Source organism: Halomonas sp. HMF6819, from assembly GCF_044335525.1.
In the GTDB taxonomy this organism is placed as follows: domain Bacteria; phylum Pseudomonadota; class Gammaproteobacteria; order Pseudomonadales; family Halomonadaceae; genus Vreelandella.
On the sequence record NZ_JBIQVY010000001.1, the window covers coordinates 607918 to 630370 of the forward strand.

18 protein-coding genes and 1 tRNA gene are annotated in these 22453 nt (G+C 55.1%); 3 read left to right on the top strand and 16 right to left on the bottom strand.

Annotated elements, in window-relative coordinates:
- The first annotated feature begins 28 nt into the window (after window positions 1-28).
- Complete coding sequence (locus ACGLWX_RS02870; RefSeq protein ID WP_396237160.1) at window positions 29-481, top strand: head completion/stabilization protein; 453 nt, start codon at window positions 29-31, stop codon at window positions 479-481.
- Window positions 482-560: 79 nt separating this feature from the next.
- On the opposite strand, the gene ACGLWX_RS02875 is transcribed toward ACGLWX_RS02870, so the two are convergent.
- The 14 genes from ACGLWX_RS02875 to ACGLWX_RS02940 all read right to left on the bottom strand — a co-directional run bounded on the left by ACGLWX_RS02875 (window position 561) and on the right by ACGLWX_RS02940 (window position 17591).
- A complete protein-coding gene (locus ACGLWX_RS02875; protein WP_396237162.1) occupies window positions 561-2537 on the bottom strand; it encodes a P-loop NTPase fold protein in 1977 nt (658 codons plus the stop codon).
- Window positions 2534-3724: a tyrosine-type recombinase/integrase gene (locus tag ACGLWX_RS02880; RefSeq protein ID WP_396237164.1), complete on the bottom strand. Its 1191-nt coding sequence runs from the start codon at window positions 3722-3724 to the stop codon at window positions 2534-2536. The genes ACGLWX_RS02875 and ACGLWX_RS02880 overlap by 4 nt, the downstream gene beginning before the upstream one ends.
- 165 nt (window positions 3725-3889) lie before the next feature.
- Window positions 3890-3966: transfer RNA gene (locus ACGLWX_RS02885), tRNA-Arg, on the bottom strand.
- A 60-nt stretch (window positions 3967-4026) separates the two neighbouring features.
- A complete protein-coding gene (locus tag ACGLWX_RS02890) occupies window positions 4027-4974 on the bottom strand; it encodes an AEC family transporter (RefSeq protein ID WP_396237166.1) in 948 nt (315 codons plus the stop codon).
- 119 nt (window positions 4975-5093) lie between these two features.
- The gene (locus tag ACGLWX_RS02895) at window positions 5094-7079 is read right to left on the bottom strand and encodes a diguanylate cyclase domain-containing protein (protein ID WP_396237168.1); all 1986 of its coding nucleotides are present in this window, start codon (window positions 7077-7079) and stop codon (window positions 5094-5096) included.
- Between the two features lie 586 nt (window positions 7080-7665).
- Entirely contained in the window at window positions 7666-8520 is an 855-nt protein-coding gene (locus ACGLWX_RS02900; protein ID WP_396237170.1) for a UTP--glucose-1-phosphate uridylyltransferase, read from the bottom strand.
- A gap of 85 nt (window positions 8521-8605) precedes the next feature.
- Window positions 8606-10195, bottom strand: a complete 1590-nt coding sequence (locus ACGLWX_RS02905; RefSeq protein ID WP_396237172.1) for a phosphoglucomutase, alpha-D-glucose phosphate-specific — start codon at window positions 10193-10195, stop codon at window positions 8606-8608.
- Window positions 10196-10580: 385 nt separating this feature from the next.
- Window positions 10581-11573, bottom strand: coding sequence for a porin (locus ACGLWX_RS02910; RefSeq protein ID WP_396237174.1), 993 nt, complete (start codon window positions 11571-11573; stop codon window positions 10581-10583).
- Window positions 11574-11822: 249 nt separating this feature from the next.
- Window positions 11823-12938 (bottom strand): porin, encoded by a 1116-nt coding sequence (locus tag ACGLWX_RS02915; protein WP_396237176.1) that lies wholly within the window; start codon window positions 12936-12938, stop codon window positions 11823-11825.
- 262 nt (window positions 12939-13200) lie between these two features.
- Window positions 13201-14031 (bottom strand): ProQ/FINO family protein, encoded by an 831-nt coding sequence (locus ACGLWX_RS02920; protein WP_396237178.1) that lies wholly within the window; start codon window positions 14029-14031, stop codon window positions 13201-13203.
- A gap of 20 nt (window positions 14032-14051) precedes the next feature.
- On the bottom strand, window positions 14052-14588 hold the full coding sequence (locus ACGLWX_RS02925; protein ID WP_396237180.1) for a dihydrofolate reductase: 537 nt from the start codon (window positions 14586-14588) through the stop codon (window positions 14052-14054).
- Entirely contained in the window at window positions 14585-15361 is a 777-nt protein-coding gene (locus tag ACGLWX_RS02930; protein ID WP_396238168.1) for a thymidylate synthase, read from the bottom strand. Before ACGLWX_RS02930 ends, ACGLWX_RS02925 begins: the two co-directional genes overlap by 4 nt.
- 589 nt (window positions 15362-15950) lie before the next feature.
- A complete protein-coding gene (lgt, locus tag ACGLWX_RS02935) occupies window positions 15951-16742 on the bottom strand; it encodes a prolipoprotein diacylglyceryl transferase (RefSeq protein WP_396237182.1) in 792 nt (263 codons plus the stop codon).
- A gap of 51 nt (window positions 16743-16793) precedes the next feature.
- Window positions 16794-17591, bottom strand: a complete 798-nt coding sequence (locus ACGLWX_RS02940) for a sulfite exporter TauE/SafE family protein (RefSeq protein ID WP_252107354.1) — start codon at window positions 17589-17591, stop codon at window positions 16794-16796.
- Between the two features lie 213 nt (window positions 17592-17804).
- Between ACGLWX_RS02940 and ACGLWX_RS02945 the strand changes: the two genes are divergently transcribed.
- Window positions 17805-18575 (top strand): NRDE family protein, encoded by a 771-nt coding sequence (locus ACGLWX_RS02945; RefSeq protein ID WP_396237184.1) that lies wholly within the window; start codon window positions 17805-17807, stop codon window positions 18573-18575.
- An 8-nt stretch (window positions 18576-18583) separates the two neighbouring features.
- Here ACGLWX_RS02945 and ptsP read toward each other — a convergent pair whose 3' ends face one another.
- Window positions 18584-20845 carry a phosphoenolpyruvate--protein phosphotransferase gene (gene ptsP / locus ACGLWX_RS02950; protein WP_396238170.1) on the bottom strand — a complete coding sequence of 754 codons (2262 nt, stop codon included), beginning with the start codon at window positions 20843-20845 and terminating at the stop codon, window positions 18584-18586.
- A 100-nt stretch (window positions 20846-20945) separates the two neighbouring features.
- Window positions 20946-21437 (bottom strand): RNA pyrophosphohydrolase, encoded by a 492-nt coding sequence (locus ACGLWX_RS02955; protein ID WP_252107352.1) that lies wholly within the window; start codon window positions 21435-21437, stop codon window positions 20946-20948.
- Window positions 21438-21635: 198 nt separating this feature from the next.
- Between ACGLWX_RS02955 and ACGLWX_RS02960 the strand changes: the two genes are divergently transcribed.
- Window positions 21636-22292 carry an HAD family hydrolase gene (locus ACGLWX_RS02960; protein ID WP_396237186.1) on the top strand — a complete coding sequence of 219 codons (657 nt, stop codon included), beginning with the start codon at window positions 21636-21638 and terminating at the stop codon, window positions 22290-22292.
- Window positions 22293-22453 lie beyond the last annotated feature (161 nt).

Below are 22453 nucleotides of genomic sequence, written 5' to 3' on the forward strand. Positions count from 1 at the left end.
CAGACCCACCACACTGAAAGGCCCACCTATGAACGAAGAGCCCTCCATCGAAAACACGCCCGAACCCGCACTGGCCAACAACGGCTTTTGGCCTGACATAGACCCACACCAGCCGCCAGCCTCCCATAGTCGGGGAGTCGATATATTCTCGAACCATCTCTTACTGACAAACGCGTTGATGGAGGCCATGACGCTAGTGAATGCCGCGCTTATGCCCTGGCAGGCGGAAAAGGAGCAAGCAGGCTACTCTACCCTCTCTGCTGTTCCAGTACCCTTATGGCAAGACGAGAGCGTATTCAAATGCCTCTACTTTCGGGCGCTGTTCTCGGCTGGTTTTGCCAAGCTGCTCGAGGCTTTCCCTGACACAGACACGTCACCGCTCAACATCGACAGTACCAAAGCCGCCGATAGCTACTGGCGCGATGCTACTTGGGCCGTGGGTGAGTTATTAGGGGAGCAAGTTGAGTTACTGGTTACTTAGCTTAAATTTGAACAATTAAACCGAAGCCTCTAAAACGTACTTATGCTATTCGGAATAGCCACACACTCCTACAACAATATCAGCTATCTAAGTTAATACTTAGCCTTTGGCTTATTTTTTTCTCAACAACCTTTCTTTTATATTCTCCTTTTTTCTTAGCATAATTAAGAAGTATAGATTTAATCTCCCTCATAGTCTCCAGCTCCATGCTTCTTAAATCTTTATCTCTATTCCTAAACCTGCTTGCCAATGCACCTAAAGCTATGGACATTTTATCGTTCTCAAGGCCAACCAAGATCTCACACAACTTGTTTACATCAAAATGCATTATAATTGGTATTCTATTATTTGCAGCAGCATCTTCACCAGAACCATTCAACTGTCTGTAAAACTCACTAGCATCTTTGGACAACACATTTAACAAAACCTCTGCTCGCTTATCGAAAGTTGAGACTATAGCTTTTTTCAAAGCATCATCAAGATAATTACAAAAACTTTTAAGCCTATCATCATCTAGTTTTTTAAACCCTAAGCCGTACGCAGACTCTTGATAAACATCTAGCACATGAGTCTGATAAAAAGCAATGACACTCTTGTCATCAAAATACTCATAAGCATTCAATTTTGAAAAAAACATATCTACGTAGCTGTAAAACCCTTCCAAAACTTTTTCACTTTCAATATTAATCAGCCCTGCTTCGACCAGCGACAACTTGATACCAACCGAATGAATAATAACTGCTAGATCATCGTACTCTTGGTAATTAAGCTTGTTTTCAAAACAGTCCAGCGCTTTATTAAATTCATCTTCACTATAGCTATCCCAAGCCCAAAGGACTCGCCACTCTTCCTCATCACCAGCTTTTTCTTTAAATGGTGGAGCACTTAGCTCTTTTTCTAACAACTCAGTATCAAGCCAGCTTTTATCTAATACTTGTAAAATAAACTCCATCGAGAACACATTATCTTTAAAATCCACTCCAGAATGCCTTAGCTCCATTTTATCAAAAGTATCAAACTCATAATCACTTTTCATACTTCGTACTGAATGCAATAAAGGATTCTTGCGTTTTTCTATATCAACTTTTTCAAGCTCTCCTATCTGATACTCGAAAGCCATTATTAAATAAGCAATTAAATGATTTTTAGCGACGCCATGATCCTCAAGACCACCTGCCACCAATTCACTATAAAAACCTTTGAACTCCATAATTGCTTGTTTAAACGCTCTCAAATTTTTCTTTTCTGAGCTATCAAATATTGCGCGCACTGCCTGATAGTTTTGGTTAAGAAAGGACCATACAGAATGCTCTTTCATACTTTCTAAAACAACAAAATAAGCGCTATCAAAGTCAGGTTGCAACTCAAAGCTTTTCCCTATCAGCTTCTCCTTAGTCAAACGATAAACCTTTTCATCGTTAATTTCATTTTCATTCGCTAAAACTAAAACTTTAGCCCCCTTATGCTCCACCAATGAGTTGATAAAGCCTAAAGCTTCATTGACGTCACCAGAATATCTTTCCAAATCATCAAATACATATAAAAAAACATTTCCACTTAGAAAAGACAAATCACTAAGACCAATATCTGAACCAAAATTGACAAAGCCTTTTAAAGAATCAAAAACCCCATTAGCCAATTTCGAAAAATTTTCATTCCCAGAGAACAACAACTGTGAAGCTATCGCTTTATTAATATCTTCTGTACTTTTCAAGCCATATAAACTCACATAAATATATCTTTTTTTAATATCTTCGCTATCCTCAAGATTCATCCTAGAAAAATCATCATTGGGCTCATAACTCGCCATTTTCATTTTCTTTTTACATGAATCTATAATCTTTTTGAAAGAGCCAGTATTATCTCTCAAGAATGGGTGACTCTTCAAAGATGCCTTAACCAACTCTGAGTCAAGCAAGTATTTTTTGATATAATATGTTTTACCTACGCCCCATCCTCCATTTATCAAAACACCATAACCCGGTGAGCATTCATTGAGATAAAAGCCTAAGTAATTTGAAATATGATTATTTATGCTGCATTTTCTATCTGTCACAAGTCCCTTTCCTTTAATAAACAATCTGCCCAAAACTGCATCATGGCGGGCCGCTGATTCGGTGCCATGTGTTCGGCGTGGGTATAAACGCCCTCGATCCCCGGCAGCTTGTGCGAAAGCTGAGCCTCGATCCACTCTCTAGGGTAGCCCAACTCTTTTAGGCCAGTGGCCACCACATGGCGGGTGCCGTGGGGTACGTGTTTGCCTTCATAGCCCATGCGCTTTAACGCCATATTGAAGGCGGCGTCTGATATGGGCTTAAGGGGATTGTTACGGCCTGGGAATAGCAGTTTGAAAGCGCCTGTCCGCTTGTGCAGGTAACGTAGCTCGTCCACTGCCTGGGTAGGTAGCGGCACTTGGTGCGCCCTGCCCATCTTCATACGCTCGGCGGGGATCTTCCACACGGCGGCTTGTAGATCGAATTCGCTCCACTCTGCTTGGCGTAGCTCACCGGGGCGTACCGCGGTCAGCAGCAGCAGCTTGAGGCCAATACGAACCATGGGGCTTTTGTCATACGCCTCGATATCGCGCACCAGAGCCGGTAGCTCGTCTTGAGGGATATGGTGAAAGCTCCCCCGCTTGTAAGGCTTGAGCGCCGTATTCAGATCGGTAAGGGGGTTGTATTGAGCGCGGCCAGTGATGATGGCGAAGCGATAGATATCCCGGCAAAAGGCGTGTAGGCGGCGTCGCTGCTCGAATTTTCCCGCGTCTTCCAAGCTGCGCAGGATCTCGAGCCACTCGAGCGGCACGATGGATTCAATGGGGCGTTTCCCCACCTTGGGGAACACATACATCTCGAGCACGCGCTTACTGTCGTTGGCCCGCTTCGAGCTTTCCTTCCAGCGCGGCACCATCGAAGCGTGCCACTCCATGGCCAGCACCTCGAAGGTGTTCTCTGTGGCGTATTGCTGCTTACGCTTGTCGTCCTGCTTCTGCTCTACCGGGTCGATGCCCTGAGCTAGCAAGCGTCGGATATCGGTTCGCTTCTCGCGGGCTTCTGCAAGGCTGACATCGGGATACTTGCCCAAGCTTGTCATGTTGCGCTTGCCGTTAGGGCGTGTGTAGCGCAAACGCCAGCCCCGGCGGCCATCGGGCCAGATCCTGTGTTCCAATCCCTGGCCATCAGAGAGGGTGATGATTTTCGCCCCGGGCTTGGTTGCGTTTATCTGTCGAACGGTTAGCGGCATGGCGGTATACCCAGCATCTTCGAAGGGAGGTATATACCAACCTGTATACCACTTGAACGCTGGATTTGAAAGGAATGCTGAGGAACAGCGAGGGCTAAAAATTCATGTATTTCAGAGTATTGTACTCTATTTTTGGACTTCTCAGGACTTGCGAAGAATGCCCGTTGGCGTCCCTGGCAGGAGTCGAACCTGCGACCTGCCGCTTAGGAGGCGGCTGCTCTATCCTACTGAGCTACAGGGACGTGGGCGGGTAAAGCGGCGCGTAGTATAGCGCGCCGGGGGAGTGAGGCCAACCGGCCCGCTTAAATCCAGCCCAATAGACGCAGGGCGAAGATGCCCAGTGTAATGGTCAGGCTCGCCATGATGGTGGTGAGCGCGATGATGTTCGCGGCAAGCGTCACATTGCCGCCCATGGCCTTGGCCATAACGAAGCTAGCAGCCGCGGTAGGGCTTGCAAAGAATAGAAATAGAAGGCCCAGCTGCTCATTTGAAAACCCGCATAGCCAGGCCGCGACCGTCGATACCGCGGGCAATACGATCATTTTCATTACGCTGGAGCTCAGCGCAACGGCGCGACCGTCGCGCAGGCTGGCCGCCGACAGCGTGGCGCCGATGCAGATCAGTGCCAGCGGCAGCGTCAGCGAAGCGAAGTAGTTGCCCGACGTCATGACCCAGCGGGGAAGCTCGACCGACAGCGCCGCAAACGGTATGGCCAGCAGCACGGCGATGATCAAGGGATTGGTGGCAATTTTTTTGAGCAGGCTGGGCCAGCGCGTGGTTTTGCCGGGCTGATAGGCCGAAAGCACCCATACCGATAGCACGTTATAGAGCACGATAACCAGCCCCAGCAACAGACTGCCCGCCGAGAGACCATAGTTGCCGTACATGCCGGCGGCCAACGCCAGCCCCACCACCCCGCCATTGCCGCGAAATGCCCCTTGCACATAGATGCCTCGCTCTTTATAGGGCACGCGGTAGCGCGCCCACAGCCAGCTGGCGAAAAATTGGGCGAGCGTGGCCAAGGCAAAGAACAGCAGCAACGGTATATCCAGCGCCACGCTCATGTCCGCTTTGATCAAGCTTAAAAAAATCAGCGTGGGGAGCGTGGCGCGAAACACGAGAGTCGACGCGGTGGAAACGAAGGTGCGATCGATCAGCCGGAGGCGTTTCAGCACGATGCCTAAAAACACCATGGCGAAAACCGGCAAGGTTATATCCAGCGTACGCGCAAATAGCTCTATCAGGTTCACGGATTCACTCTCATCAAGTGGCGCGCCGACGGCATGTTTTTAACGTTGCTCGTCGGGCCATAACATAGAATGGTCAACCGTACGCGCGATCCAACCCGGAAGAGGTCTACTCCCAGTCATCAAAAAAGCGTTATGGGATCGAACTCGCATGGGTTGCTCACAACCACATCGTTACGACCACGGTTCTTGGCTTCATAACTGGCGGCGTCGGCGCGGTTCAGGACGTCATCGATCGAGTCGTCGTCATCGTTGAAGCGAGTGACGCCCATGCTAAGCGTTACGTTATACACCTTACCGGCATGGGTGACCGATACTTCGCTCACCGCTTGGCGAAGCGACTCGGCGATGCGTTGTGCCTGCACGATCGTACAACTTGGCAGCAGTACGCCAAACTCATCGCCACCCTGGCGCGCTACGTGATCACTGCGGCGAACCTCCCAGGCAATGACCTGTGCAACCCGACGAAGCATCTCGTCACCCAAGGCATGGCCGCCCTCATCGTTAATCGGCTTGAAGTGATCGAGATCGAACAACAACAACACAGAGGGCGTGCTGGTTTTTTGGAAATCGGCATAGGCTTCATCCAAGCGGCGCAAAAACCCGCGCCGATTCAGGAGGCCTGTCAGCGGGTCGTGCTCTGCTTCCCAGCGCTGGAGCGCCTCCTGTTGGCGGCGCTCGGTGATGTCCTTGACCACGCCAACCAGCCCCAGCGAGTGGCCGCTTTGCGATAGCATGACCACCCGGGCATGAATATCGAGCCAAAGGGTTTCGCTGTCGTTTTTAATGAATCGCAGCTGACGGATGTAATCCTGGCCGCTTTTAAGGCTATGCTGCCAAAGATCGATGGCGCCCTGATAATCGTCCGGGTGAATCTGTTTGAGCCACTCTTGCATGAGCGTCTCTTTGGGAATGTCCAGCATCGTCAAGAGCGCCGGGTTCATGTAAGTGATCGCGCCATCGAAGTTTGCCACGAACATGCCTTCCGGGCTCGAGTTGAGCACCGAGTCCAAAAACGCCTCACGCTCGTGGAGGTTTTTCAACAGCTGCTGACGTTCGTCTTCGACGCGGTTGAAGGTATTCGCCACTTCCTGCAACTCGTGCATGCTGGTGGCGAGCTCCACATGGGAGCGCTCGGCGCGCCCAACTTCATCGATCTGCGCTTCCAGCCGATTCAGCGGTGACAGAATGCGCGCCAACAACCACCAAAGCAGCGGCATTAGCAAAAGCGCCAGCGCCACCCAGATCCACCATAGCCGATAGATAAAACCGGACAGCGGCGCCTGTGCCTGATCGACCGGCAAATAGAGCCCCACGATCCAGTTAGCGGGCCATACCTGAGAATAGGATTGGTAGGCGCTCTGGCCATTGAGAAGATCACCGAGACCGTCGCCCTCCCAGCCATCCAGCGCCAAATCGAGCCAGGGAAAATCCTTTAGGGAATTCACGGGCGTATTCACGCGCGTGCTGTCCGGATGGTAGAGAATGTGCCCCGAAGCGTTAAAAATGGCCGAAAAACCGTTTTCCCCTAATCGAATTTTAGCCAGCCGGTTGAAAAGCCCGCCGGCATCGAGGCGTACAACGCCGCCCACCGTACCGCGAAAGTTACCGGCACTGTCCAGGCGCGGCACGCTGACCAATATCACCGGCGTATTGGTAGCCCGCCCCACGAAGGGCTCGCTGACGTAGGGGCTTCGCGTCCCCTGAAGCATCCTAAAATATTCCTGGTCGCGTGTTTCAAGACCTACCCGGCCGATCACGCTTGGCCAATCAGCGATGATCGTTCCGGCTTCATTACTGATCACGATACCTTCGAACCAGGAGAGCAGCGAGTCGTTTTTGGCCAACTCGTACTGAACCCAAGCGGGATCGTCAGCGGCACCAATGGCACTGCTGAACCGCTGCAGCGCATCGATGCGGTTCTCGACCTGCTGGGTCAGTTCATCGGCGAGAATATTGGCCTCGTAGCGCAAGTGGGTAACGTTGGACGCCTGAAGCATGTTCTTACCCACTTGCCAGGCAAGTCCCAACATGACGGCCGCCAGCACTAGCAGGGTGATGGAAAGCCCCATCAGCAGCCGGCCTTTTAGCGAGCGAAAGAGGGTCATTCTTGTTCGTAACGGGGCTGGCAGCACCGGGAATTCCTGCTCATTGATGTATTTTTCGAACGCCGCTGATAGAGTCGTTTTGGCCGCAAAAAACGGCTATTAGCACTTTTAATCGGCATTCGTCAGCGTGACTGACTCCAGTCCCTTCGGACCTCTACCCTAGTCAATTACTTATGAAAGGTGTCTATCCGAGCAAACGCTCAAAGAAAAATTACCCATCATTGTCATATACTTTCAGACATTCAAAGAGCCAAACTACGCAACATTACACCTTTACAGTCGCTTTTCATATTCGGCGGATGCCGTTTAATGGCATTACGATAGAGCTGATGCGCAGACCTAAAAGTTAAAAAAAGCCCCTCTTTCCTGACAGTGGGCTGCTATTTCCGATACAAAAATCCGCTAAGACAGCGACCCAATACTCAAAAATGAGGATGGGTTTGGGGCCGAGTCGCTCACTCGGCCCTTGCAGATACTTGACGCAGTTAATTCCTCAAGATTTGATGACCGTCTTCATAGTGGCAGACGAGAGCTTTTCAAGCTGGCACTACCTGCAAAACGCTAAGCTTATTTGTTTATGAGCGTTTTAAATATCAAAACCTGCTTCGCGGGCAAGCATCATATTGGCTTTTAGCCAGCCTTCGATGTGGCCACAGTCGAAGGTACGCCCGTGCATACGAAACGCCTGAACGGTTTGCCCCTCCTGCATGAGCCGGTCTATGGCGTCAGTGAGCTGGATTTCGTTGCCGGCCCCCGGAGGCTGGTCGGCCAATAGCTCCATGATGCGGTACGGCAAAACGTAGCGGCCAATAACCGACAGCCGCGACGGCGCTTCTTCAGGCTTGGGTTTTTCGACCACACCGCGCATGTCGGCACTCTCCCCCGCTTTGGGTTCATCACAGTCGACGATACCGTAGCGGTACACCTCTTCATGAGCCACGGCTTCTACCATTATCTGCGAAGCGCCTTGAGCGTCCCAGCGCTCGACCATGCTGCCCAAATCGCACTCCTGGCTGCCTACCTGCGGCTTCACCAGAACGTCGGGCAAGATCACCGCGAAGGGCTCACCGTCATCCAGCAGGTGGGCTGCGCAGTGAATGGCATGGCCCAGCCCCTTGGCGTTGGCTTGGCGTACGCTGGTGATCTTGAGCTTAGGCGGCGCGATGGCGGAAAGCGTTTCAAGCAGTGCATCCTTGCCCTTATCGGCCAGCGAGTGCTCGAGCTCGAAGTGGGCATCGAAGTGGTCCTCGATGGCCGATTTACCCGTGCGGGTCACCAGAATAATCTCGTTGATTCCCGCCGCCAGCGCTTCTTCCACGACGTGCTGAATCAGCGGGCGGTCGACCACCGGCACCATCTCCTTGGGGATTGCCTTGCTGATGGGCAGCAGACGCGTTCCAAATCCCGCGACAGGGATAATGGCCTTACGGATCTGAGTCATCTAATCATCCTTTTTGATACGATTCTTTGATACGCTTAACGCTATGTACATCGATCCACTTGGCGTGGCGCAGAGGGGTGCTGGTTTAACCCTGCAATACGCTTGATAGTAACGCCTGGGCGCTTTGAATCAACTCATCCAGATGCGCTTCGCTTTTGAAGCTTTCCGCATACACCTTATAAAGCGACTCGGTGCCGCTCGGGCGCGCAGCGAACCAGCCACTATCAGTCATTACCTTGAGCCCGCCAATACTGGCATCGTTGCCCGGTGCCGTTACCAAAACCCTGGTTATGGCATCGCCCGCCAACATTTGAGCCTTGATGCTTTCGGCACTCAACTTTTTGAAGGCCGCTTTTTCTTCAAACGAACAGGCGGTATCGACCCGTTTATAGTGCGGAGTGCCCAAACGCTTAGTGAGCTCCGAGTAATAAGCGCTCGGTGTCTTACCCGTTACTGCCAGGATTTCCGCGGCCAGCAGGCAAAGCGCGATGCCGTCCTTATCCGTCGACCAGGGCCTTCCATCACGAGTGAGCAAGCTGGCACCAGCGCTTTCTTCACCACCAAAACCCAAGTAGCCCTTATAAAGGCCGTCAACGAACCATTTGAATCCCACCGGCACCTCAAAAAGCTCGCGCCCGTGACAAGACACGACTCTATCGATCATCGAAGACGACACCAGGGTTTTACCAATTTTGAGCGCGCCTTCCCCGTGACTGGGCCACTGCGGACGATAGCTCAAGAGATAATCGACACACACAGCCAGAAAGTGATTGGGGTTCATCAACCCGCCAGCGTCGACGATGCCGTGCCTGTCGGCGTCCGGGTCGTTACCGAAAGCGATATCGAAGCGGTCCTTGATCTCGAGCAGGTTCGCCATGGCCGCCGGGCTCGAGCAGTCCATGCGCGTTTTACCGTCATGATCCGGGGGCATGAAAGCGAAGCTCTCATCCACGGTGGTATTGACCACGTCGAGATCGAGCTCGAAGCGCTTGGCGATAGCTTGCCAGACCGGCAAGGCCGTGCCACCCATAGGGTCCGCGCCTAACTTGAGACCCGCCCGCTCGATCGCCTCCATATCGACGACCCACGAGAGATTTTCCACGTAGAGCGCGGTGAAATCGAATTCGCTGGCGTGGGAGAGCGCCTCCTCCAACGTAACGCGCGGCACCTCGTCGATACGCGCCAAGTAATCGTTGGCGCGCCCCTCGATCCAGCCAGTGGCATCGGTGTCCGCCGGGCCTCCGTGGTAGGGGTTATACTTGATGCCGCCATCTTCTGGCGGGTTGTGGGATGGCGTGATGATCAGACCATCTGCCCGGGGCGCGTTGGGGTCGGCGTTATGTTGCAAAATGGCATGGCTGATCAGAGGCGTGGCGGTATAGCCCTGTTCTTTCTCGATCTTCACCGCGATATCGTTGGCAACCAGCACCTGCAGCGCGCACTCCCAAGCCGGCCGAGACAAGGCATGTGTATCTCGGCCCAGAAACAACGGTCCCTTGTAGCCGGCGTCCACACGATAATCCACCACCGCTTGGGTGATTGCCCAGATATGGGCGGCGTTGAAGGTGCGATCCAAAGCGCGACCACGGTGACCAGACGTGCCAAAAGCTACGCGCTCGGAGGCTACCTCAGCGTTTGGGGTTTGTTCGTAAAACGCACGACAATGAGCGTCCATTTAGGCCTCCTTGCTACCATTAGAAGTGATTCAGCAGTCTGAATTCTACTACAAATGATCATAGAGACTCTAAAAAAGCTCGCTTCAGTCATACCAGTCGTTTTTTTGGTTTCAACTTTATATGTGCAGAAAATCTATTTAACGCCGTTATAAACTCCATTCACGCTAATTATTTTTAAAAAATTTATATTTTTTATAGTCAAACCAGTGAAAAGATCCTGGTTGACAATATAACTATGCACCATCTCTCCTAAGCAAAACGCTTTTCACTAGTATTGATATCGCACCAGAATTAAAAAACTCCTATTCAACCAACTTCCATCCGCTGAATAACCGGGTGAAGCAACCTTACGAGAAAGCACATTTATCAACAAAAAGAGTGACTTTAAAACAGGTAACGCGCTCCGGTAATCCAATAGGCCTTGTCTTCGGAGCTACGAATAGCAGGCGAATCTGCTTTAGCTACCTCGAGAAACACATCAAAATCATCAGTCAGAGCGTAGTAAGAACCTACCGTCCAAGCGTTGCTATTACTTTGATTATCGCGCTCAACGCGATAGATATCGGCGTTCAACGCCCACGGACCAGCTGTATAGGTACCACCTAAACCTACTGAGTCGAACCCACCACCGTACTCGTTACTGTTGCCTTGTGTTTCCAAACCTAAACGGGTGGTAAAGTTATCGCGAAGATCATAAGAACCAATTAAGCCATAAAGTATTTCGCCATTGCCGCCGCCACGAATAACATTATCAACCGCGCCGAAACCGATGCTCAGCGGTCCCTGACGATAGCGTATTCCCCCTTGTGCTGCCGAAACGCTACCTTCTGGACTCTGCTCTGCTACTGTAAGCCCTCGCTCGCCGTAATGTTTAATTTGAGCGAAACTGGTAAAGCCATTAACTTCTGGCGTGTAGTAACCGATTGAATCGCCACGCGACTGCAGGCCAGTGGAGTTAAAGAGCAGACCACGATCCAGATAAACGTCGAAAGGGGCCGAAACAAACTGATAATAAAGGCTATCGAAATTACCCGCCACTACTGTGCCGAAGCGCTGGCTCTCGAGGCCGATATAGCTCTGGCGAGTTTCCCTAAACGCCTGGCCTTTAATACGCTCGTCGCCTGCAAAGCGCCATTCCAATCGACCAAAAGCAGCCAAATCCTGGTTTATCTGCTGACGCATGCGAAAACCTAGACGGGAGTAAACATCCACGAATTCAGGGTCATTATTAATGTAGCGACCCAAGCTATCTTCGCCCGGCCCGCCGCCTGCTATCCCGATAGAGATACGACCATAAATGCTTAGCTGAGTACCGTCTTCATCATAAATAGCCGTTGTCGCCTGAGCCGAACCTGCCAACAAAATGCCTGCACCCATGAACAACGACTTAAATCCTGCATTTACCCTCATTGCCCGCCCTTGCCTTTTTAATTAGTTAAGTTCAAAAATGAAATAGCAACCGAGCTTAATGTTACAATATAACAAAATAAAAGTAAACAAGATAATGATAACCATTGCCGATAAACTTTACTAGGCAAATTGACACCAGCTACAAAAAAACCGGCTCCAAAAGGAGCCGGTTCTATGTGCTGAGGGCTTACACTCTAACTCGGATCTAATCCGGGTTTAGAAGAAGTAACGAGCGCCTGTCAGCCAGTATACGTCGTCAGTCAGATCACCAACGTCGCTGAAGAAGTCGCCGCGGTTAACGGTCGGTGCGTCTTCGTTAGCCACTTCCAGGAATACGTCGAAGTTGCTGGAAACGTTGTAGTACGCACCAGTCGCCCAGGAACGGCTGGTTTCGGCATCGTCACGCTCGATGTTGTAGTAATCGACGTTGAATGCCCACGGGCCAGTGGTGAAAGTACCACCGATACCAACGCTATCGTAACCGCCACGGCCAACTGCCAAGTTGACATCTTCGTCGCCGTTTTCACGGCCTTCGTAGCCCAGACGAGCAGAGAAGTTGTCGGTAAAGTCGTAAGAACCGACCAGACCGTACATCATTTCGTCGTTACCGCCGTCACCTTCTACGACATCATCAACGAAACCAAGACCAATGGTTACCGGGCCCTGTGCGTAACGAACACCACCTTGTGTAGCAAATTCGCTACCGTCGTCAGAAGTTGAACGCCCAACGAACTCACCGTCAGCATTGATATAGTCTTGATCGATCAGACCGCGTTCGCTGTAGTGCTTGGCCTGCAGGAATGCAGTGAAACCTTCGAGGTCAGGCGTGTAGTAACCGATTGAGTCGCCGCGAGACTGTTTCGGGTGACCCGCAAAGCGGAAACCGCGATCAATGTAAACATCGAACGGAAGTGAAACGAACTGGTTGTAGAAGCTGTCGAAGTTACCGGCTTGGAAAGTACCGTACTGATTGCTTGTAACACCGAGGTAAGCTTGACGAGTTTCGGAGAACGCGTCGAAGTTATTGCCGTTACGCGTGTTGGACTCATCCGCACGGAAACGCCATTCGAGACGACCGAATGCAGTCAGGTCACGAGTAATTTCTTGGCTCAAACGGAAACCAAGACGGGAGTAAACGTCAACGAACTCAGGGTCGTTGTCGATTTTCAAGCCAGCACCGTTGTACTCGGGGCCACCGCCAGCAATACCAAGGGCGATACGGCCGTACAGATCAACTTTGGTGCCGTCTTCGTCGTAAACGGTAGCGGCTTGAGCGGCAGCAGAGGCGCTCAGAGCACCGATGACAGCAGTCGCTAAAAGTGTCTTTTTCATGAGGTAGGTTCCTTTACTAGCTTACTGTTTCGATCGTATCTGCCGGGCTTTTTATAAGCCTGCAGGTTGGCCAATGGGTCATGCTCTTTTTTCATCCACCGTGTAATTCGATGGTATGCGGCATGTCCTCGCTTGGGCCTTGTTATAGTCCAATGCTCGCAAGTCAAACTCTATACCGGGATCCGAGGGAACGCAATAGAAAAAAACAGTGTTCTTTTACTATTTACGCTTTTATGCGGAACCCATGAAGCGTAAGCGGGTCTCAGCGGCCCTCGAATTTCTGAAGCAACCCCTTTATCTTCTCTTCCATGCTAAGCGGTTTCTTATCTTCATGTTTTTGAGATGTATTGTTTGAAGAAGACGCTTGCTCATGAGAATCCTCTGCTTGCTTTACCGACTTTCGCTGTGTCTGATTCGGCCTATGGACGGCTTTATTGCGCTCCTCCTGGGCTCCTCTTTTGGATGGCTTTTCACCGGCGGAGTCTTTGCGCCGCTCATTTGCGTGTTGCGAGGCTTCCTTGTCCACAAGGCCGGCCGGCATGCCATCCAGATCGACCCGCTCGGCGCCCTCGCGCATGGATTTCACATAGCGCGGCAGGTTGACGTAGTTGGCCAGCGCGCGACGAATCAACTTGCCCGACCAGGGCTCGCGCTCGGCCAAATCGTGATGAATACCCACCTTGAGCGGCTTCGTGTGACCGGTGAAAAAAGCGTTGGGGTAGCGCTCATACCACTGTTTCAAGAGCGCGTGCGGCGAGGGAGGCGTAGGCGCAGCGGTAGCTTCTTCGCTCTTTTGCTCTGTGGAGTCGATCGGGCTCGCCTGCGTCTGGCCTTCGGTTACCGAGGAGTGCATTCCCTCTTCACCTGGAGCAGCGACCGATTCAGCAGGATCCAGCGTTGTCTGCTTATCGACCGGCTGGACTTCAGCGTTTTCTACCCGGGCCACATCCTGAAAGCTTTCGAGTGACAGTTGCTGCTCGCTAATCGTCTGCTTCAGCCGAGTATTCTCCTGACGGAGCTGCTGGAGTTCGTGTTGGGTACGCGCCAGATGCGCTTCCAGTGATTCGATGAGTTCTTGTACGCTGGCGGCCATGGCGCCCTCCCTGGAGCTGGTCAGTCGGCGGTGCGATCAAATACGACAAAATCGTAGTGGGGCTGCCCCTCAGCAGGCGTACCTGCGACGCGCTGCACCTCTTCGAACGTATTCGGCGGCAGCTCCGGAAAGTGAGTGTCGCCTTCTACCTCTACATCCACTTCGGTAATATAAAGCCTTTGAGCGTAGGCCATGGCCTGACGGTAGATCTCGCCGCCGCCCATCACCATGATCTCTTCTGCCGCTTCGATCGTGGCATGCTGGTCGGCCAGCGCCAGCGCGCTTTCCAAATCATGGCAAACGCGAACGCCTTCGGCTTCGAAACTTTCGTCCCGGGTCACCACGATATTGAGCCGATTGGGCAGGGGCTTTCCAATCGAGGCGAACGTCTTGCGCCCCATAACCAGCGGCTTGGCCTGCGTCTTACGTTTAAAAAATTTCAGGTCTTCAGGCAAGTACCAAGGCAAATTACCTTCAACGCCAATGACGCGATTTTTGGCCATGGCGACGATCATGGCGACCGGTACCAAAGGTTCAATGTTGGTCGACTGGCTCATACGGCTACCTTCGCCTTGATGTGGGGATGGCTGGTGTAATCGTCGATACGGATATCGTCGAAAGTGAAGTCAAAAAGATCGGTAACGTTTGGATTCAACCAGAGCGTGGGCGGCGCGTAAGGCGCGCGTGCCAGCTGCTCTTGCGCCTGCTCGAAGTGATTGCTGTAAAGGTGAGCGTCGCCCAGGGTGTGAATGAATTCCCCCGGTGCCAGCCCCGCCACCTGAGCGACCATGCACGTCAGCAGCGCGTAGCTTGCGATATTGAACGGTACGCCCAAAAAGATATCGGCGCTGCGCTGGTAAAGCTGGCACGACAGCCGGCCATTGGCCACGTAGAACTGAAACAGGCAGTGGCAAGGCGGAAGCTTCATCTCATCCACCTGGGCCGGGTTCCAAGCCGACACCACGAGTCGGCGCGACTGCGGATTACGGCGAATCTGCTCGAGCACGTTGGCAATTTGATCGACGCCTTCTCCGCCTTTAGGGTCGGGCCAGCTGCGCCACTGATAGCCGTAGACCGGGCCCAAGTCACCGTTTTCGTCGGCCCACTCGTCCCAGATGCGCACACCGTGCTCTTTCAAATAGTCAATATTGGTATCGCCCTTGAGAAACCATAAAAGCTCATGGACGATGGAGCGTAAATGCAGCTTCTTGGTAGTCAATAGCGGAAATCCGCGGGCCAGATCGAAGCGCATTTGGTGGCCGAACAGTGAACGGGTGCCCACACCGGTGCGATCGCTTCGATCGACCCCCTGCTCCAGCACGGTACGCATCAATTCCAGATAGGGCTGCTCCAGCGCGCTAGAAGTGGCTTTCGGGTCAGTCGTTGCAGGCGTTGAAACGGTCACGGCGCGTCCAGAGTTGCGGGTTAGAAGTGCAGTTCAGTAAAGGCTGTATTCTAGGGCGGCGGCGTGCATCAGGCAACGCCGCTGCTTTTGCAACGTGCTTTAGTTTGCCTGGGGCGGCCCAACCCGAGCGCCTTGTCAGGCGCTTTCGCCTACTAAAGTGGGCTCCTACGAGGGGCCCTGCAACACCCTTCATTATGCTGTGGGCTGTAGGAGCAAGCGCTAGCTAGCGACCTGCCGAAAAAGCCACCGGGCGAAATTGCGGTGCCCCAATCAGGGCGCCTTGTCAGGCGCATCGCCCACTGAAGTGGGCTCCTACGAGGGGCACTGCAACGCCCTTCATTGTGGGCTGTAGACTGTAGGAGCAAGCGCCAGCTAGCGACCAGTCGGGAAAGACACCGGGCGAAATTGCGGTGCCCCAACCAGGGCGCCTTGTCATGCGCATCGCCCACTGAAGTGGGCTCCTACAAGTGTGCGGGGGCTAGTGTGCTGCACTCGGCTCTATTAGCTGCAACAGCTACGCTGCTTTGGCATCAATCGGCTGGGTACGCGACCACGCCATGAACGCCAAGCCCAGCGCAATCATCGGTAGCGTCAGCAGCATGCCCATGGTCACCCAGCCGAAGGCGATGAAGCCGATGTGGGCGTCCGGCATGCGCACGAATTCAACCAGAAAGCGGAACACCCCGTACCCCAGCAGAAATAGCCCCGACACGAACCCGCGGGCGCGCGGCTTGGCCGACACCCACCAGAGAATCACGAAAAGCACCAACCCTTCCAGCAGCGCCTCGTACAGCGCCGACGGGTGGCGTGGCTCGGGCCCCATACCGGGAAACGGCATGCCCCAAGGCAGTGAGGTCAGCCGCCCAGGCAGCTCGTGGTTGATGAAATTACCGATACGCCCGGCACCCAGCCCGATCGGCACGAGCGGGGCGATAAAATCGGTCAACGTGAAGAAAGCCAGTTGCTTGCGCCGGGCGAACAGCCACGCCGCCAGCAATACGCCGATCAGCCCGCCGTGGAAACTCATACCGCCATCCCACACGCGAAATACCCACAAAGGGTCGGCAAGCCACTGATCGAGGCCGTAGAAAAGCGCGTAGCCCAGGCGCCCACCGGCCACCACACCCACGGCGCAGTAAAACAGCAGATCGCTGATGTCATCGTTGTTCAAACCAATACGCGCGGCGCGTTTGCAGCCTAGCCACCAGGCGGCGACAAAGCCCACCACGTACATCAAGCCGTACCAGTGAACCTGCAAGGGCCCAAGTGAAATCGCTACCGGGTCAATCGTGGGATAGTTGATCATCAAACGTCTCTAAGTAAGCAAACCAGAATCACCGCGGCGCTGCCTGGTTCGTTACGTCAACACGAAACGAAGCCCCACCACGGCCAACAGCAGCGCAAAGGATAACCGCAATACGCGCGCTGACAATACGTGCGCCAGCTTAACGCCTACGCGGGCAAAAGGAACGCTGGTCACGATAATCGCGAAAAACGCCGGCCACAGCACGAAACCGGTGGACCAGGCCGGCAACAGCGGGTTGCCCCACCCCACCACGATGAACGTGAGCGCCCCCACCAGCGCGATCGGTAGCCCACAGGCCGCCGAGGTGCCCACGGCCTGGGTCATGGTCGCACCGCAGCGTGAAAGCCAGGGCACGGTCATCGCCCCACCGCCGATGCCGAACAGCGCCGATATTCCACCGACCACACCGCCCGCGACGACCATGGCACCCTTGCCGGGCGCCACCGTACCAGGCTTGGGCTTGAGCCCGAATGTCATCTTGGCGGCCAGCATCAGCACGAACACCCCGAACAGCGTGCCCAGCACGGTACCGGAAAGATTGCCGGCAATGAACACGCCGCCGATAGCGCCGAGCATCAGCCCCGGAAGCAGCGCCATGAACCAGGGCCGATGAATGCTGCCCTTGCGGTAGTGGCCCAGCGCCGAGGAGGCACCGGTCACGACGATCGTGGCAAGCGACGTCCCTACGGCCAGGTGCATGGCGATCTCCGGCGAGACGCCTTTCAGGTTGAAAGCGAAGACCAGAACCGGAACGATGATGATGCCCCCGCCCACGCCGAAGAGCCCGGCCATCGTACCGGCGGCGGCGCCAAGAGAAAGATACCCCAGTAGCGTGATCGCAATAGTCATGTGAAGCGTTCTCAGCGATTGTTAGGCGTGCAAAAGTACGTGAGCGAAAGTCGAGGCTCTTTAAACGCTTGAGCCTGGCATCATTGAGGTGTTACCGCGCATCGCCACATGCCAGCCTAATGGTAACATCAAGGATCGTTTTCCGCGGGCGCGGTTAGGCCATGGGCCGGTTGACGAACGCGTCGTTTCTTATTCACACAAGGTATCGATTTCATGTGCCTACTCACCTTCGCTTGGTTTCCGGACAGCGCCACGCCCTTGAAACTGGCCGGCAACCGCGATGAGTTCCACGCCCGCCCCACGGCACCGCTTCATTACTGGGAAGATACGCCCGGCCTTCTGGGCGGGCGCGACCTGGAAGCCGGCGGCACCTGGCTTGCGGCCAACGACCGGGGCGTGGTGGCCGCCCTTACCAACGTGCGCGAACCCGCAGCGCCGCCTAACATTCCGGCACCCAGCCGCGGCGAGCTTATCGCGCGCGTGTTACGCGAGGATGATGTTCAAGGCTGGCTCGAGCGCCTGGTCAAGCAAGAGGCCACACGCTTTGCCGGCTTCAACCTGCTGGTCGCCCATAACCGCTCGCTTTGGCATCTGCACCGAAGCGCATCAAGGGTGTATCTCGAGCGCGTGGCCCCGGGCGTACACGGGCTCTCCAACGCAAGCCTCGATACGCCCTGGCCCAAACTTTGCGCGGCGCGTAAGGCACTAAAAGAGGCAAATGACGATTGGCAGAGCGCCACGAAACGGGCGCTGCACGACCCTACGCTTGCCCCGGACAGCGCCCTGCCGGATACCGGCATTGCGCTTGAGCTGGAGCGCCGGCTTTCGGCGGCGTTCATCGTTGGCGAGGAGTACGGCACCCGGGCCACGACCTGGCTAAGCCTGGGGGCGTCCGGGCGCGTTCAGATCACCGAGCAGCGCTTTGGCCCGATGGGTCGTTTTGAAGGCGAAACCACGCTCGCCCAGCCTCGCACATTAACCTGACGTGTCGCTCAATCCCGGGGCGGCAGCAGATGGCTTAACTGCCACTCATCCATGCGCAGGTTCAGGTGCTTTCGTACCTGCGCTGGCGTGTCCAGCGCCATGATCTCGCCGAGCAGCGTTTGCGCATCGCTAAACGGCACCCGGCGAATCGCCGCGCGCACTTTCGGCAGGCTTGGCGCGTTCATCGATAGACTCGAAAACCCCATGGCCATGAGCAAAAGCGCCCCGGCCGGATCACCGGCGAGCTCTCCGCACAGCGAAATCGGCTTGTTCAAGCGCTTCGCGTCCTGAGAGATCTCCTGAAGCGCCCCCAATAGCGCCGGGTGCAGCGCGTCGTAAAGGCTCGACACCCGCGGATTGTTGCGATCTACCGCCAGCAGGTACTGGGTGAGGTCGTTACTGCCCACCGAGAAGAAATCCACCCGCTTGGCCAGCGCATCCATCTGGTAGATGGTCGCGGGCACCTCGATCATCACGCCCACTTTGGGCCGGGTCACCGCGATATCCTCTTCGCCGAGCTCGATGATGGCGCGATCGAGAATCTTCAGCGCCTCGTCGACTTCTTCGACATTGGTGATCATCGGAAACAGCACGTACAGGTTATCGATACCCTGTGAAGCCTTGAGCATGGCGCGAAGCTGCACCATCAGCACTTCCGGGTGATCCAGTGTCACCCGCATGCCGCGCCAGCCCAGAAACGGGTTGGCTTCGTCGATGGGAAAATAGGGCAGATCCTTGTCGCCGCCGATGTCCAACGTGCGCATGACCACCGGCAGCGGCGCGAAGCCTTCGAGCTGCTCGCGGTACATGCGCATCTGCTCTTTCTCGCCGGGAAAGCGCTCGGCGATCATGAACGGCACCTCGGTGCGGTAAAGCCCCACCCCGCCGATCCGGCTTTTGAGCAGCGCGCTTGCGTCCACCGCCAACCCCGTATTCACCATCAGCGGCACGTGATGGCCATCCGGCGTTTCGCTGGGCAAATCCTGCTCGTGTTCGAGCAGTTCGCTCAGCGCCTGCTCTTCGGCGATCAAATTCGCATAGCGCGTTTTGAGCTCCGGAGACGGGCGCACGAACATCCGCCCACGGTGGCCGTCCAGCACCACCGGTGCGCCGTTGAGCCGTGGTAACGGTAAATCGACCATGCCCAGCACCGTGGGAATTCCCATGGCACGGGCCACGATCGCCACGTGCGACGTGCTCGAGCCGCGCACCGAGACCAACCCCTTGAGCTTGCCCCGAGGCACCTCGCCGAGCATCGCTACGCTGATTTCGTCACCAACGAGTATGGCGTTGTCCGGGTAGGTTTCCGGGGTCGAGGGCGTATCCTGCTGTAAGTGCGAAAGCACTCGGCGACCCAAATCGCGAATGTCAGCGGCCCGCTCGCGCAGGTAATCATCGTCGACGCGCTCGAGATACTGCACGTGGCGGCGCACGACGTCCGCCAGTGCTCCGGGAGCCCACTGGCCTTCGCGTATGCGTTTTTCGACCTCTTCAGAAAGCGCCGTTTCGCCCAGCATTTGCTGGTACACGTCAAAGAGCGCCAACTCCTGGGCAGAAATGCGGCTCGCCAAACGCTCGGCGGCGGCGCGGATCTCGCGGCGGGTTTGGGCGATCGCCTCCTTTAACCGGGCTACCTCGAAATCCTGGTCGCTGGGAATCAGGTCCGGCACGCTGTTCAAGTCCGCCGGCGGGCTAATGACCACCGCTTCACCCATGGAAATACCGGGCGATGCCGCCACGCCCTTGAACATCGCCTGCCCGCCGGGTAGCGCCGGGCGCGTCAGGTTGCCGGTGGCCAACGCGTGCGCCAATACGCCCGCCAACTGGGCGGCCATGGTGACCAAAAAGGCTTCGTCTTCGTCGTCGTAGCGGCGCTTTTCCGCCTGCTGTACCACCAGCACGCCCAGCATCAAACGCTGGTGAATGATGGGTACACCGAGAAAACTTGAGTAGCGCTCCTCGCCGGTGGCCTCGAAATAGCGAAACTGAGCGTGGGCGCGGGCATCTTCCAGGTTCAGCGGTTCGCTGCGCTTGGCCACCAGCCCCACCAGCCCTTCGCCCAACGGCAGTACGACCCGCCCTACCGCTTGGGTGCGCAGGCCGATGGTTTCCATCAGCACGAGAGAGTCAAGATCACGATCGAAAAGATAGAACGAGCAGACATCGGTCTGCATCGCCTTGCGAATACGGCGCACCATGGTAGACAGGGCCGCATCCAGCGTTCGCGCACCATTCACCTCTTGAATGACGCGCCTCAAGACCTCCAGCATGGATGCTTTAGATTTCACTGTTGTTATCCTCGCTGAGAAGTGGGCGACACGGCGGCTTTGGATTCAAAGCAGGGCGCGGTCAATGGCGCCCCACATCACGCTATTCGTCACCCAAGGCCAAGCGCTGTACGCGAGGGGAAAGCTCGCGCAGCGCTCGCCGGTAGACTTCGCGCTTGAATGGCACCACCTGACCAAGTGGGTACCAGTAGCTGACCCAGCGCCAGCCGTCGAATTCGGGTTTAGGCGTTGCCGTCATGCAGATCCGGTTCTCCTGACACCGAATCCTGAGCAAAAACCACTTCTGCTTTTGACCGATACAAACCGGTCGCGAGTGGGTACGAATCATGCGTCGTGGCAGGCGGTAGCGCAGCCACCCCCGGGTGCAGGCGACAATATCAACATCGTCGGCGGTCAGGCCGATCTCCTCAAACAGTTCACGATAGAGCGCTTGTTGTGGAGTTTCGCTTGCTTTAATGCCTCCCTGGGGGAACTGCCACGCATTTTGTCCTACCCGACGCGCCCAAAGCAGCTGCCCCTGGCTGTTGACGATAATGATGCCAACATTGGGGCGAAAGCCGTCAGCGTCGATCACGGACTTCACCTTCTTGAATTTTCAGTTGTCCCCATTTTTCCACAAGGCAGACAAGCGTATCAATATAATATAACGCTCGCCGCCAATAACGCCTGTATTCCCCCACTACGGTGGGCAAGGGAGAGGGTCTCTGACATAATTCGCCGCGCTTTAGTTGGCAACCATCATGAGCGATACATCAATTACAAGGGGAACGCGGTGAGCCTGGCCATTTTCGATTTGGACAACACATTACTGTCGATTGACAGCGATCATGCCTGGGGCGAGTTCCTGCTGGAACAGGGCGCCGTGGACCCGGTCGCCTACCGCGAGGCCAACGACCGCTTCATGGCCGATTACGAAGCCGGCACGCTGGACATGGCGGCGTTTCTGGAAGTGGCGCTGAAGCCTTTAACCGAACACTCCCCGGAGCAGCTAGCGTCCTGGCATCAGCAGTTCATGGCCAGCAAGATCGAACCGCATATTCTGGCCAAGGGCGAGGAGCTTCTGGCCCGCCACCGCACCCAGGGCGATACGCTGTTGATTATCACCGCCACCAACCGCTTCATTACCGGCCCGATCGCCGAGCGCTTGGGTGTGGATGCGCTGATCGCCGTCGAGCCGGAGAAGATCGACGGCCGCTACACCGGCAAGGTGACCGGCACGCCCAGCTACCGCGAAGGCAAGATCACCCGTCTGGAAGAGTGGCTCGAAACGCAAGACCACACCATGGAAGGCACCTGGTTCTACAGCGACTCCCACAACGATCTGCCGCTGCTCGAACGCGTTGACAACCCGGTTGCCGTCGACCCGGACGCAACGCTTCGCCAAGTCGCCGAAGAGCGCCAATGGCGCATCATGAGCCTGCGAGACTAACGCCCGCCTCAAATCTCGAGAACTCATCGCTAAGACCAGGGAAGGCTAGCGCCTTCCTTCGCCCAATGAATTGGGCTCCTACGGGTGATGTTGCCACGGTAGGAGCAGGCGCTAGCCAGCGACCTCTCGACGACGGCACCACACGTGGAAAAGCTTACGTC

What these genes read in the sequence shown, in the direction of transcription:
- ACGLWX_RS02870 (WP_396237160.1), top strand. Translation starts at nt 29, where the DNA reads ATGAACGAAGAGCCCTCCATCGAAAACACGCCCGAACCCGCACTGGCC.
- ACGLWX_RS02880 (WP_396237164.1), bottom strand. Translation starts at nt 3,724, where the DNA reads ATGCCGCTAACCGTTCGACAGATAAACGCAACCAAGCCCGGGGCGAAA.
- ACGLWX_RS02895 (WP_396237168.1), bottom strand. Translation starts at nt 7,079, where the DNA reads ATGACCCTCTTTCGCTCGCTAAAAGGCCGGCTGCTGATGGGGCTTTCC.
- ACGLWX_RS02900 (WP_396237170.1), bottom strand. Translation starts at nt 8,520, where the DNA reads ATGACTCAGATCCGTAAGGCCATTATCCCTGTCGCGGGATTTGGAACG.
- ACGLWX_RS02905 (WP_396237172.1), bottom strand. Translation starts at nt 10,195, where the DNA reads ATGGACGCTCATTGTCGTGCGTTTTACGAACAAACCCCAAACGCTGAG.
- ACGLWX_RS02910 (WP_396237174.1), bottom strand. Translation starts at nt 11,573, where the DNA reads ATGGGTGCAGGCATTTTGTTGGCAGGTTCGGCTCAGGCGACAACGGCT.
- ACGLWX_RS02915 (WP_396237176.1), bottom strand. Translation starts at nt 12,938, where the DNA reads ATGAAAAAGACACTTTTAGCGACTGCTGTCATCGGTGCTCTGAGCGCC.
- ACGLWX_RS02920 (WP_396237178.1), bottom strand. Translation starts at nt 14,031, where the DNA reads ATGGCCGCCAGCGTACAAGAACTCATCGAATCACTGGAAGCGCATCTG.
- ACGLWX_RS02925 (WP_396237180.1), bottom strand. Translation starts at nt 14,588, where the DNA reads ATGAGCCAGTCGACCAACATTGAACCTTTGGTACCGGTCGCCATGATC.
- ACGLWX_RS02930 (WP_396238168.1), bottom strand. Translation starts at nt 15,361, where the DNA reads ATGCGTACCGTGCTGGAGCAGGGGGTCGATCGAAGCGATCGCACCGGT.
- lgt (WP_396237182.1), bottom strand. Translation starts at nt 16,742, where the DNA reads ATGATCAACTATCCCACGATTGACCCGGTAGCGATTTCACTTGGGCCC.
- ACGLWX_RS02940 (WP_252107354.1), bottom strand. Translation starts at nt 17,591, where the DNA reads ATGACTATTGCGATCACGCTACTGGGGTATCTTTCTCTTGGCGCCGCC.
- ACGLWX_RS02945 (WP_396237184.1), top strand. Translation starts at nt 17,805, where the DNA reads ATGTGCCTACTCACCTTCGCTTGGTTTCCGGACAGCGCCACGCCCTTG.
- ptsP (WP_396238170.1), bottom strand. Translation starts at nt 20,845, where the DNA reads ATGCTGGAGGTCTTGAGGCGCGTCATTCAAGAGGTGAATGGTGCGCGA.